Source organism: Marinoscillum sp. (assembly GCF_965229915.1).
In the GTDB taxonomy this organism is placed as follows: domain Bacteria; phylum Bacteroidota; class Bacteroidia; order Cytophagales; family Cyclobacteriaceae; genus Marinoscillum.
This window is the reverse complement of the sequence record NZ_CBDDJZ010000002.1, coordinates 122427-135989: the sequence shown is the minus strand read 5'-3', so window position 1 is coordinate 135989 and position 13563 is coordinate 122427. Positions and strand designations below refer to the sequence as shown.

At 46.0% G+C, this 13563-nt stretch carries 10 protein-coding genes; 4 read left to right on the top strand and 6 right to left on the bottom strand.

Translation table 11 applies throughout. The annotated features are described in order from the left end of the window. Positions 1 to 121 precede the first annotated feature (121 nt). The 3 genes from ACO067_RS22655 (at position 122) to ACO067_RS22645 (ending at position 3327) form a co-directional block, all read left to right on the top strand. Positions 122 to 799, top strand: a complete 678-nt coding sequence (locus ACO067_RS22655) for a response regulator transcription factor (RefSeq protein WP_421878738.1) — start codon at positions 122 to 124, stop codon at positions 797 to 799. Further along, positions 796 to 2070 carry a sensor histidine kinase gene (locus ACO067_RS22650; protein ID WP_421878735.1) on the top strand — a complete coding sequence of 425 codons (1275 nt, stop codon included), beginning with the start codon at positions 796 to 798 and terminating at the stop codon, positions 2068 to 2070. Before ACO067_RS22655 ends, ACO067_RS22650 begins: the two co-directional genes overlap by 4 nt. Positions 2071 to 2892: 822 nt before the next feature. Next, positions 2893 to 3327: an acyl-CoA thioesterase gene (locus ACO067_RS22645; protein ID WP_421878732.1), complete on the top strand. Its 435-nt coding sequence runs from the start codon at positions 2893 to 2895 to the stop codon at positions 3325 to 3327. Here ACO067_RS22645 and ACO067_RS22640 read toward each other — a convergent pair. The 6 genes from ACO067_RS22640 to ACO067_RS22615 all read right to left on the bottom strand — a co-directional run bounded on the left by ACO067_RS22640 (position 3324) and on the right by ACO067_RS22615 (position 12437). Continuing rightward, entirely contained in the window at positions 3324 to 4562 is a 1239-nt protein-coding gene (locus tag ACO067_RS22640; protein ID WP_421878729.1) for an MFS transporter, read from the bottom strand. The genes ACO067_RS22645 and ACO067_RS22640 overlap by 4 nt on opposite strands. Before the next feature lie 47 nt (positions 4563 to 4609). Continuing rightward, positions 4610 to 7720: an efflux RND transporter permease subunit gene (locus ACO067_RS22635; protein ID WP_421878726.1), complete on the bottom strand. Its 3111-nt coding sequence runs from the start codon at positions 7718 to 7720 to the stop codon at positions 4610 to 4612. Positions 7721 to 7722: 2 nt separating this feature from the next. After that, positions 7723 to 8913 carry an efflux RND transporter periplasmic adaptor subunit gene (locus ACO067_RS22630; RefSeq protein WP_421878723.1) on the bottom strand — a complete coding sequence of 397 codons (1191 nt, stop codon included), beginning with the start codon at positions 8911 to 8913 and terminating at the stop codon, positions 7723 to 7725. Next, entirely contained in the window at positions 8910 to 10373 is a 1464-nt protein-coding gene (locus ACO067_RS22625) for an efflux transporter outer membrane subunit (RefSeq protein WP_421878721.1), read from the bottom strand. Before ACO067_RS22625 ends, ACO067_RS22630 begins: the two co-directional genes overlap by 4 nt. Positions 10374 to 10405: 32 nt before the next feature. Beyond that, complete coding sequence (locus tag ACO067_RS22620; RefSeq protein ID WP_421878718.1) at positions 10406 to 10774, bottom strand: DUF779 domain-containing protein; 369 nt, start codon at positions 10772 to 10774, stop codon at positions 10406 to 10408. Positions 10775 to 10907: 133 nt separating this feature from the next. Further along, on the bottom strand, positions 10908 to 12437 hold the full coding sequence (locus ACO067_RS22615) for an aldehyde dehydrogenase family protein (RefSeq protein WP_421878715.1): 1530 nt from the start codon (positions 12435 to 12437) through the stop codon (positions 10908 to 10910). A 196-nt stretch (positions 12438 to 12633) separates the two neighbouring features. On the opposite strand from ACO067_RS22615, the gene ACO067_RS22610 reads away from it, so the two are divergent. Then, positions 12634 to 13554 carry an AraC family transcriptional regulator gene (locus tag ACO067_RS22610; protein WP_421878712.1) on the top strand — a complete coding sequence of 307 codons (921 nt, stop codon included), beginning with the start codon at positions 12634 to 12636 and terminating at the stop codon, positions 13552 to 13554. The last annotated feature ends 9 nt before the right edge of the window (positions 13555 to 13563 follow it).

The following is a 13563-nucleotide window of genomic DNA, read 5'->3' as shown; positions in this document are numbered from 1 at the left end:
TCTTGTCAGAGTCTTCATTTTCCACATGCAAACCTTTTAAACAAATCTGGTTCAAATCTGAACGTCGTTTTCAGTATTGAAACAGAATTCATCTTCATCTTTGAGCCTGAACTGGTGCTATATGCGATTATTAATTGTAGAAGACGAGAGCAAACTCTTACGATCCATCCTCGAATACCTCAAGGATGAGGACTACATCATCGATAGCACGGGCAACTTGCAGGAAGCCATCGATTTCATCAGCTTACATCACTATGACTGCCTGGTGGTGGACCTGATGCTGGGTGATTCCGTTGGTACCGGATTTGACCTGATCAATACGCTGAAGCTCTACAAAGCCGATACGGGCATTATCATCATCTCGGCAAAGGATTCACTCGAAGACCGGGTGAAAGGCCTGGAATTTGGCTCCGATGACTACATCACCAAGCCCTTCCACCTGGCAGAGCTTAAAGCCCGCATACGATCGGTTTTGCGCAGACGCATGCACCATGGGCTGGATCAGGTGGAGTATGGCTCACTGCGCCTGGTCATTGAAAAAAAGGAAGTCTTTATGCATGAGGTAAAGCAGCAGTTCTCTCCTATGCAGTTTGACCTGCTATTGTTTTTTGTGTCAAACAAAGAAAAAATCATTACCAAGACATCCATTGCCGATCATCTATGGTCTGATGATTTCAGTTTTGGTTCATATGATTTCCTCTACACCCATATCAAAAACCTGCGTAAGAAGCTCATGGCTGGTGGATGTGATTACCTGGAGAACGTTTATGGTGTCGGTTATAAGTTTGAAAAGAAATGAAGCTCCTTTCCAACTATTATAAGATCTACCTGCTGCTCACTGTCCCTTTGTTTATACTCGTGGCGATAGGTTACTACTTTTTGTTGGTCAAAATCATCACCAGCAAGGCAGACGAACTCTTGCTGGAGGACAAATCATACATCATTTCTCAGCTTCAGGGATCAGAGCAGCTCATGGATGTGATTGTAGACTTGAGTGACGATTATGCTTTGCGCAGGTCTATGAGCAAAGAAACGGTCGCCAATCAGTTCAGCACCCTGATGATCTATGATGAGCTGGAAGATGAAGAAGAACCCTATCGGCAGCTTTTCTGTACCATTTCACTCAATGAACAAACGTACGAGTTAACCATTCGCAAATCCATGGTGGAGTACAACTCCATTATGTATTCTATTTTCGGTTTGGGGATCGTTTTTTCTTCCCTGCTGATCCTTGGGTTCACCCTTATCAATCGGTTTCTGACTCGCACGGTCTGGTCACCATTTTACAAAACCATTCGCACCCTATCCAACTACTCCGTAGAGTCCAAAAAGGGCCTCCAGCTGGAGGAAAGCACCATTCAGGAGTTTCAGTTGCTGAACCATACGGTGATGAAAATGAGTGACAAGATCAGGAATGATTTTTTGCAGCAAAAGAAATTCATTGATCATGTGGCACATGAAGTGCAAACTCCCCTATCCATTGTCAATGCCAATATTGAGAACATCCTGCAAAACAAACACTTGACCCAGGAGGATTATCTGTCGATTCAGAATATTTCCGAATCGTCTATTAAGCTCTCTAGAATCGTCAAATCACTGCTGCTTCTGTCTAGAATAGAGAATAACCAGTTTGACTATGTTCAGTCGGTCGATCTGGTGGGCTATTTTGTGGGCTACATGGACCGCAACAAAGAGCATCTGGACAATAAGAACATCAGCTTCATCAATGAATGCAAGGAAGCTTTTCATGTCACTATCAATCCTGCGCTGGTGGAAATCTTGGTTTCCAATCTGGGTCAGAATGCCATTCGCCACAACATAGACAGTGGGTACATCAAGCTAACCAAAGCGACTAGTGAATCCGGTGAGCAGTTGGTGATTGCCAATACAGGGTTCAACAAATACATCGATCCCGACAAGATGTTTAACATGTTCCAAAAACACTCCAAAAACCCGGAATCCATGGGTATCGGGCTGTCTGTGGTGAAGGAGATCTGCGAAGCGTTTAATATTACGGTGAGCTATACACTAATAGACGATGAACACCGACTTACGATTAAAAACGGATAGTTATTTTTTCTAACCGCAGATAGAGCAGAGAACTCAGAGTCGGTCACCCCATGTCGGTTACCCCTAGTCGGGCACCCCTGGTTTTCACTACGCTCAGCCGTGGAATGACAATAAGAGTAACCGTCATCCCACGGATTTCTATCCGACACTTCGGATGAAATACCGGGGGATCTGAAACAGGATGTCACACAGTCGGACTAGTGTTATTGTCCAAGGTGGAAATTCAAGTCATGAAAATTAATTAGATCAAGAGCGGTGTTATTTTCATGAAGATTCCCATAGAATCCACCTGTTCCGCTTACTTTTTTCCTGGTTTGTGTGCGTATTCTGGGGCGCCTAGCAAGGGAATGACGCGCTTCAGCTTTTAACCGCAGAGAGAGCAGAGTTAACAGAGAGTAATTTTACATCAAAATGTAATCCCACGCTCCCATTCCAAAGGGGAGCTGGGCATTTAGCGAAACGTAGTGAAGGTAAATGCTCTGAGGGTTTTTTTAACCGCAGAGAAGTGGAGAACTCTGAGAGACACAGGTCAGACTATCCTATAGAAAGCTAATAGATCAAAACCGTCACTCACTGGTCGGGCACCCCTGGTCGGGCACCCCGATCTCCAGATTCCCCGGTTTTCGCTGCGCTACACCGTGGAATGACGATAAGTACAGTCGTCATCCCACGGATTTCTATCCGATACTTCGGATGAAATACCGGGGGATCTAAAACAGGATGTTACACCGCAGAGAAGACCTTACATTCTTCAGTATCTAAAAATCACCTTGAATCTCATTCATAGTACCGCTAACTTTGAATAAGACCTGTTTGCTCTCTATGGAAAACACAATCAGACCCCTACTCCTGGAAAAGCCCATTCCGATCAATGGTTACGACATTGATGTTCTAGGTATCGTTAGCAACATTGTATATGTCCGCTGGTTTGAGGACCTGCGTATGCACTTTCTGGATACCTACTATCCTTTTCAACAACTATATGAGGAAGGCAAGTCACCAGTGTTGGCCAATACTGCAGTGCAATACAAGTATCCCTTGACCATACAGGATCGAGCATTTGGTTTGGTCTGGTTATCCGCCATTTCTAAGTCCAAATGGGAATGCTCCTTTGAAATCAGGACCGCTGATCGATTGCATGCTTCTGGTGTTCAGGATGGCTATTTTATTGACATTCAGCGGAAAAAGCCTACACGTATTCCGGAGCGATTTGAAGCGCTTTATCAGAAAGCCTTGGCTGAAAAAAGTGCTGATTAAGCTTCTGGTGTACTCTTATGAAATGCTACGGAGGCGATCAAACCCACCAGGCTGAAGGCTGCTAGTAGTCCAAACAAGTATTGATGACCAAGTGGTCCGGGATTGTTATCCAAAATAACACCCATCAGCGGTCCCATAAAGACATCTGGAGTGTATCCTACCACCGAAACCAGCCCTGCAGCACTTCCGGTCACTTTCATTGGTAATCCTGACTCTTCAAATAAGGCATAATAAATGCCTCTCAACCCGTAAATAGCGGAACTGGTGCTAGTGGCTGTGATGATCACAAATACTTCAGTGCCTACGCCCCATACACCGGTGGAGATCACCAAGCTACCAATCATAGTGATCACGAAACACACCATCACTACTTTGGAGGTAATCCATTTATCGGCAAGCAGTCCACTGATGATAGCTGCTGCTGGTCGGGCCCAAAAGGTGATGGCGGCTAAATGAGCAGCGTCCACATCGTCATACTGCAGTGTATCTCTTGCATACAAGGAAAAATCGTCCGTGCATTTGTAGCCTACATAAGCGCACAAGACAATAATGGCTTGCTGCCAAATGGTGCGTTTACTCATCACTTGACGGATGCCCTTAAGATTAAGATGATTTCCAGTAGCAGATTGCTCATTACCCAACACCAGCCAGGCCAATAGGCCACAAACGGCCGTGAGCAGTGAAAAAATCAAAATGATTTGCTGTAAGGCGTGTTTGAAGTCTGCTGGAGCTGCTACAGCCGCATCAGTTGGCAGGAGCCAATCCAACAAATACACGGACGAAGTAGCCATAAGAGCAGCTACAAGTCCCCTGCCCGCATCCACCAGCCCGAAAGACTTGCCTTGCCCGGTGTGTCTACCCAACTGACGCTGTGACTTCACAAAAGCTGACCAAAAAAGCAAAATGGTAGATGCTCCCCAAAAGCCATAAAGAACAGCCAAAGTCCCTACTGATGGAATGGTGTAAAGCAACAAACCACCAGCGGCTGTCGCCAATAAAGCGGTCGGAATTAACTGTTTGGGTTTGAATCGGTCGGCAACCGGACCCCCAGCAAAATAGGCGACCATGGCTACCACTCCATATACGGAAAAGGCCGTACCCAGCTCCAGGTTGCTGATGTCAAATACGGTCAAAAAGGTTGGTCGAAAGATCCGAATGATCACGAACGGCAGCACAAAGACCACCTCTCCGATAATCATGAGTATCACTAGTACAACCAGGTCCTTGATTTTCATGGTCGCAACATACGGCTATTTCTTTCGACAGCCAATTGGTCCGATGTTTATCCTGCCGCTTCTTTGACCACCGGACGATCTGCAATAGCTTGTGTAATGTCCTCAAGGATCATGTAAAGACAGGGTACAATCACCAGAATGATCGACGTGGCAAAAATGATCCCAAATCCAAGTGAAATGGCCATCGGTATGAGCTGATATGCTTGTCTGCTCGTTTCCATGATAATGGGTGTTAGTCCTCCAAAGGTGGTCAATGTGGTAAGCAAGATCGGCCGGAAACGACGTGTTCCCGCCTCATGGATGGCTTGGTAAGCAGATAAATCACCTCTATTTCTATTGGCATAGTCGATCATGATCAATGAGTCATTGACCACCACACCAGATAGAGCAATCACGCCCATCAGGCTGACCAACGATAAGTCGTACCCCAGGAGAATGTGACCAATCACTGCCCCGACGATACCAAAGGGAATGGCCAGCATCACGATTAGTGGCTGTATGTAACTATTCAGTGCTATGGCCAATAGGGAAAACATGACCATCATAGCGATGACAAATCCTGCCCAGAGTGCCTGAGTGGATTCGCGCATTTCGGCCTGACTCCCTTCAAAGGTCCAGGTAATACCCGGAAAATCAGCTCTTAGCTCTGGTAAGATATCCGTATTGATGGCATCCAAAACCCGTGTTTGCGCACTGGCTGGCTCCACGTCCATTCCTACATTCACCACACGCTTACCATCTCTCCTATTGATGTTCGTAAACGTCTCACCTTCAGTTATTTTCACCACATTGAGTAAAGGAACTTCAGTGCCGTTTGGTGTTCTTATGATAAAGTCCTCCAGGTTGTTCAGGTCTTTCCGTTCTTCTCGCGGTAGTTTTACGCGAATTTCTGTTTCGTTGATACCTCTTAACTGCCTGATTGCTAGCGCACCAAAGAAGGCATCCCGAACCTGCTGTCCTACGAAGCTTGGTGTCAATCCCAGACTTCTACCTTCAGGCAGTAGCTCAAACCCAAGTTGGGTTTTGCCCTTGTTGTAGTTGTCATTAATATCTCGCGTTTCCTGAAACTCTTCCATACGAGCCATGAAGGTCATGCTGGCTTTCTCCAACACCTCTATGTTTGGATGGCTGAGATCCACACTGATATCCTGACGGTAGCCTCCTGGTCCTCGTTCTGCCTCGAATGAAATCTGATCAACGCCTTCAATATCACCGATGTTATCACGCCAGAGTTCGATCATCTCTCCAGCTGACATTTCGCGTTCATCCGGATTCTTCATGACAATCTCCACATCGATGAAGCTCTTACCTCGAACGTTGGTTTTGATTCCATCTGCCTGTTCGTACAGGTTATGCTCTTCAAACATTCGCTGCGTAGAGTTGGTAATTTCCTCAGCAATGACAGCTGCCTGATCGGTGGTGGTTCCAACCGGTAAGGATACACCCGCCTCAATCTCATCGGCTGCTACTTCCGGCATCATCACCATCCCCATGTGATCGCTATAGCCATAGCCGCCAACCATCAGTAGTAAACCGAGAGCGATGCTCAAAGTGATGTATCGATGCTTCAGACACAGCTCCAGAAATGGTCTGTAACGATTATTGACAAACTGGTCAAAAGCATTGGCAATGGATCTCTGCCAGCTTTCTAACTCCTTGATTACCTTCCACTTGTTAGGCTTAGGCTTATGTGCTACGTGAGAAGGAAGAATAAACAGTGCTTCAAACAGAGAAACACCCAAAACAACAATTACCACGGCAGGCAATGGCCACCAGTATTTACCAGTAGTTCCCGGAATGAATAGCAAAGGAACGAAAGCTATGATGGTCGTTAACACACTGAAAATGACCGGTGTAGAAACATCTTTGGTCCCTTGAATGGCGGCTTGCATGAAGCTCATCCCTTTCTGTCGGTACTCATATATATTTTCTCCAACCACAATGGCATCATCCACTACGATTCCAAGAACGACCAGGAAACCAAACATGGATATCATGTTGATACTCACACCGATAGTCGGCATGAAAACAATCCCTCCAATAAAGGAAATGGTCATGCCCATCATCACCCAAAAGGCCAGACGATATTCTAGAAACAAACCCAGAATAACCAACACAATCACGATGGCCATCAGGCCGTTTTCAGTCAGCAAAGACAATCGTTCGCGATAATCTTCAGCTCGGTTGCTATCGATGCGCACACTTACTCCTGGTGGCAAGCTTGCTTCGTACTCTACTAGTATCTCCTTTACAATTTCCTCTATCTCAAGAGGTGACTGATCTCCGATTCGGAAAATCTCCAGATCGACTGTTTTTTGCTGGTTAAATTCTCCATGAAAACCTGTTTCTTCGAATCCATCCGTGATGGTGGCAATGTCAGAGAGTTTTACTGTGGTACCTGATTCGGAACTAATGATATCGATGTTGGCAAACTCGTCTGCCCACACCTTACGCTCCTGCATTCTGAGCAGCACTTCTCCGGTTTTCGTTTCCACGGCTCCAGCTGGCACATCCAGACTTGACTGGCGAATGAGATTAGCTACCTGACCCAATGTGAGTCCGTATTCGCGTAGTGTATTCCTGGAAATCTCTACATGGGTGACAAAATCGGGAACGTTTCCGATCTCCACTTGAGTGATTTCGTTGTTGCTGAGTAGTCTGTTTCTGAGTCGTTCGGCCAATTGTCTCAGCGTCCAGATGTCCACATCCCCAAAGAGCCCTATTTGCATGACATCACGCTGACGTGCTTGAAGGCGCACTTGTGGTTGTTCGATATCATCTGGAAAAGTTTGTATGCGGGAAACAGCCTGATCAATGTCCTGAAAGGATTTCATGCGATTAGCTCCAGCCACTAATTCCACGGTAATTCTGCCAGATCCCTCTCGTGCATCAGAAACCACCTCTTTAATACCCTGTACACCTCGAATGGCTTCTTCTACAGGTAGAATAATTCCCTCTTCTACTTCGGTTGGTGCTGCACCAGGATAGGCCACGCTGACTTCTACAATGTCCAGCTGAAACTCAGGAAACACTTCTTTCTGGATGGTGTACATGGTGTAGATCCCGCCACCAATGAGAATGATCATCAGTAAGTTGGCAATGATTGGGTTCTTAGCCATATAGGCAATTGGCCCTTTTTGTTCAAGTGCTTCTTTCATGACTATTCGGGTTGCGTTTCTATTGTGTTGGATTCACTTTCCTGTCTCAATGCCGATCCTTCTACCACGGTAGCAAGGTTGGAAGTGATTACCTGATCCTTGTCTTCCAGTCCGTCGCTGATGTAGGCATACCGGGCATCTTCAAATACCAACGTGACATCTCGTATTTCCAGTTGACCTTCATTCATGACCCATACGTCATCATTTTTCCGCAGGTAAGCTCTATCCAGACGAATCACGTTTTTCAGTTCTTTGGCCTCCATGTGCACTTCTACAAATGATCCAATCATCATCGGAGGATTTTCCTGGTTGTCAGTCAATTGTGATAATGGATCTTTCACCCGCACAATGACTCGTGCCAGTCTCGTTTGGTTATCCAAAGCCCCTACCAATCGGAATAGTGTTCCATTTCTCGACTGGCCTGCAGGCCAATTGGTTTCACTTTTTATCATGACCGGAGTTCCGGTTGCTTGATTGTTCTCTTCAAAACTCAAGTAGGGAATTTTGGAAACAGGCACATTGGCCACCACCCAGTATTCGTCCATCCCAACCACTCGACCCAACGCTGTTCCTGCTCCAACTTGTGAGCCAACATTAGCATTTCTGCTGATGATGTGTGCATCAATAGGCGCTCTAATGGTTGTTCTTTTTAGGTTAAGTTCTGCTTGTTCCTTGGAAGCTTCCGCTGAAGCGACATTTGCCTTAGCGGACTGAAGTTGGGGCTCACGTAGCACCAATGCCTTGTTTTCAGGAGATAAATCCTGACCAACCAATTCATAATCCTTTTTGGCTACATCCTGACGACCCATTTCTACTCGTAGATCCGCTTTGGCTAGTTCCAGATCACTTTCACGCAGTTTGAGCATGTTGCGATAATCTGAGGGATCAATCTGAACGAGCATCTGTCCTTTTTTGACATACGCGCCTGGTGTGAAATTTTCTGAGATGGCGATAATAGCACCACTTACCTGTGGACTCAGCGTGATGTCTCGTGACGCCTGCACATTGCCAGTGGCCACAATCACGGGACTGTAGTTTGCTCGTGCTACCTCTGTTGTTTCTACCAGCATGGCCGTTTTTTTGGTCGCTCCTTCACGTTTGGCTGTTGGCTCCGTGAAGAACACCAAAGAGGTGATGACAATGCTGAGTAGCAGAATTCCTAAACTGATCAATAGGGTTTTTCTTTTGTTCATGATTGGTCCTCTTCTGTTTCTCTTGATGTTTCAAATCCTCCAGCCAGAGCACGATAAAGCGCTACCCTGATCTCTAGCAGGCTTAGTCTGGCCCCAACCAATTCCCGCTGCAATTGCTGTTCCTGATTTAATCCTGTGAGCACATCCAGGTATTGGATCGAGCCATTCAGGTACTCTGTCTGTAACTGTTGGTTGGCACGCTGTGATAGGTCCAGTCGCTGCTCCACCACTTCAATACGTCTTATTTGTTGTGCCTCCTGAACCAGCGCATTCTCAATTTCCTGAAAGGCAATGAGTACTGCTTGGGCGTAGTTAAGTACTGCCTGGTTGCGACTGGCTTCTGCCTGTTTGGCTGCTGCTTTTAGACGTCCTCCGTAAAACAATGGAGCCAATATGCCTCCAGTAAGAGAGACAGCCTGCGATTGTAATAAATCATTGATATCATTCGAACGAATAGCTGCAGTCAGTGATAAGTTCATGCGTGGATACCTGGCACTCATGGCGGATGCCCAGTCACGATCTGCGGCCATAAGCTGGCTATAGCTACTGCGGATGTCAGGTCTGCGATTGACCAGTTCAAGAGGCACTCCAGTAGCAGGTAATGGCGGCAGCTGTGGAATGTGGGTTTTTAAGTTTTCGTTGGCCAGCTCAGCAGGTGGTCGCCCGAGCAACACAGTCAATTGGTTTTTAAGGGTTGCAATAGAGGTTTCAAGGATGATTTTTTGCTCCTGAGTAGAAGCAATGAGCTGTTGCTGTCTGAGAATGTCTACACCACGAACCTGACCTGACCCAAATCGAACACGAATCAAAGAGAGCGTTTGCTCATTGGTAGCAATTTGCTGATCAACCAGATCTAATTGGCGGTAGGCCGCTTGCAACCGAAACCAGGTCAAGGAAAGCTGTGCTGCAAGCGAAACAGCTGCGGTCTGGTAGTCAAATTGGGAAGCTTCCATTCGGTATTCCTCGGCCTGAGCCGCATATCGGATACGGCCCCAAAGGTCTATTTCATAACTTACTCCCAGTGAGAGTCTGGTATTCTCCCCTCCTACAAAATCAGGTTTCGGACGACTGATACCACTTTGTAGCCCCAAGTCAACTTGAGGAAACAATCCGGATCTGGCCTGCTTCACAGACTGTCTTGAAGCCTCCAAACGCTCCCAGGCTGATTGGAGAGGTAAGTTCTCTACAGTCGCAGAATCGATCAATTGGTTGAGCTGAGGGTCATCAAATGTAGTCCACCACCGATCGATAGCTGCAGAGTCTCCACTGCGACTAAATTGCTGTAACGTGTCATATGGTAAGTCCACTGGAGTAATGTTCGGAGAACAACTCTCACTGAATAGGCTGATCTGGAGTAATCCAAGGACGTATAACATGTAATGAACCTGACGACAGGTTCGAAGATTAGCGTATCTCACATTATAAGGAATAGCCTGAAGCTCAATTTGTTTGAACTTCATAAGCTCTTTCGACCGCTAATCAAATGTCTGGATCACAGTAGTCCTTCTTCTTTTAGCTGTTGGAGTTCTGACTCAGTCAACAATCTGGAGCGGATCAAAAAGCGGATACCCATGGGGATTTCAAGACTAAAACTGCTTCCTCTTCCTTTGGTGATATCCAGCGTGAGGTGCGTGTGCTTCCAGTATTCGTACTGATCTTTTGACATGTAAAATGGACAATCATCCACATGACCTAACAGTACGTCACTCGCTCCTGTTTTAAAGTCTCCATCTTCAAAACACATGGGTGAAGAGCCGTCACAGCAGCCCCCACTTTGATGAAACATTAATGGCCCAAAGCGTTCTCTTAGCTCTTCAATTACCGCTGAGGCAGCCTTAGTGATTCCTATTCTTTCGGTCATAGTAGCATAAAGACGATTATGAAAAATTGAACAAACATGCCCAAATCCTTGAGATCGGGCATGTTTTCATCATTAGTTCCGATTGTACGGAACACCCTGGCAACCAACCAGGTACCAACCTATTGTGGAGCATTTAGAAGAAACCAAGCTTCTTCTTATCGTAGCTGATCAGCATGTTTTTAGTATTTCTATAGTGATTCAGCATCATCTTATGGGTCTCACGCCCGAAACCAGACTTCTTATAGCCGCCAAACGGTGCATGAGCAGGATAGGCATGATAGCAATTGACCCAAACTCTTCCAGCTTTTATTTCTCTTGGCATTTTGTAAATCTCATGAGCGTCTCGGGTCCACAGACCTGCTCCTAAACCATACAAGGTATCATTCGCAATATCCAAAGCGTCATTCACATCTTTGAAAGTAGTGACCGACGTAACGGGTCCGAAAATCTCCTCCTGAAAGATGCGCATCTTATTGTGTCCTTTAAAGATGGTTGGTTGGATGTAGTACCCATTCTCCAGACCACTGTTGAGATTGGCGGCTCCACCACCACACAGTGCCTCGGCTCCTTCTTTCTTACCAATGTCCATGTAGCTCAAAATCTTCTCGTACTGGTCATTGGAAGCTTGCGCACCCATCATGACTGACCCATCCAATGGATGCCCCAGCTTGATAGCCTTGGTGCGCTCTACCACACGCTCCATGAATCGGTCATAGATCGAATCGTGAACCAAAATCCTCGATGGACAGGTACATACCTCACCTTGATTCAGGGCGAACATTACCGCACCTTCCACGCATTTATCAAAAAACTCATCGTCGGCTTCCGCTATGGAGGGCATGAAAATGTTTGGTGACTTACCTCCAAGCTCCATGGTGACTGGAATCAGGTTTTCTGAAGCATACTGCATGATCAGGCGACCAGTAGTAGTTTCACCAGTGAAAGCTACTTTGGCCACTCTGGACGAAGTAGCTAATGGCTTGCCCGCTTCCGGGCCAAATCCCGTCACCACATTGATCACTCCCGGAGGAACTACCTCTGCGATAAGCTCCATCAGCACCATAATACTGGTAGGTGTTTGCTCAGCCGGTTTCACCACCGTGGTACAGCCAGCTGCGAGCGCTGGAGCAATCTTCCAGGTAGCCATAAGAAGTGGGAAATTCCATGGAATGATTTGCCCTACTACTCCAAGTGGCTCCTGAAGGTTGATGCTGACGGTATTTTCATCGTGCTCCGACATGGTGCTCTCATCTCCTCGGATGACTCCAGCGAAATACCTGAAGTGGTCTACACAAAGAGGTAAGTCAGCTGCTCTGGTTTCCCGTAAGGCTTTGCCGTTATCGATGGTTTCAACCCGTGCGAGCATTTCGAGGTTAGCTTCAATGATATCAGCAATTTTTAACAGCACATTGCTTCTCGCTGCAGCAGATTCTTTAGACCAGGTGGCAAAAGCTTTGTGCGCGGCATCAAGTGCTTTGTCTATGTCCTGGGCGTTTCCTCTTGCTGCAGTGCTGAAAACTTTGCCATCGATCGGACTGATGTTGTCAAAATATTCTCCAGTGCTGGGTTTTACCCAGTCGCCACCAATGAAATGATCGTACTGCGATTTGATGCTTGGTCGCTCTACGGCCTGATAAGGTTCTGTTAACGTTTCCATACTCATTTTTGAAAGTTGTTATTGAATAATGCTTTTCTAAAGCTCCTTCAATAATCTCAGCTCCAATTTGCTCTGAGTCTAAAACGCTGTGCTATGCGTCTAAAGATTGAAAATATTCTAAACTCACACCTTATTAATGCAGATAATTTTGCAAATTGATAGTTATACCGTGTTTTTAATGGGATAATTGAAAGGAAATAGTATGAAGAAGTATTTCATCGACAGAGTTGCTCCGAAGGAAGAGCGTTCACTTTTCACCCTGGTGGAGAATAGAACGGCACACTCATTTGACACTTGTGAACTAAACTTGTTTGAAACACATCAGAGTGCTGAAAATGTGAATTTAATGTTCGATCATTTCGTGCTCACCAGCATGCTCAGCGGGAAAAAAGTGATGAAACTACCTGAAAAAAAGCCCTTTGACTATTTGCCGGGTGAGTCGGTTATCCTACCCCCGGGGGAACTAATGAGTATTGATTTCCCAGAAGCACGTGAGCGAAATCCCACTCAGTGTCTCGCATTAACTATCTCAGATGATGTCATCAAGAAAACCATGGATAATCTCAATGACCTTCACCCTAAAGCTCAAACATGGGGAGCCTGGACCATTGATGCTTCCATTTTTCATCTGACCAATAATATGGAACTGGCCGATACCATTAACCGGATCATCAGAATCACAAAAAGTGAACAGGGAAAAGTCAAAGATCTCATGGTGGAGCTTACGCTAAGAGAGATGCTCATTCGGTTGATGCAAACACAAGCTCGAGTACTGTTTGAAGAGTCCTACAATATCCTATCAGCTAGCAATGCTTTGGCCAATGCGATACAATACATTAAAGTGAACCTGCGGAGTAAAATCGATATGAATAAGCTGTCCGATCAGGCTTGCATGAGCCGGGCCAGCTTCTTCAAAAAATTCAAAGAAACGATGGGTATCACTCCTGCCCAATACATCCTTAAATCCAGACTTCAACTGGCACAGGATCACCTTAAGTCGCAGTATATCAGCATATCAGAGGCTTGCTATTCAAGTGGATTTGAAAATGTGTCACACTTCACCAAATGCTTTAAACAAGAGGTAGGAATGACTCCTAGAGAGTGGCAGCTAAGTAACACCTAGCTGCCATCA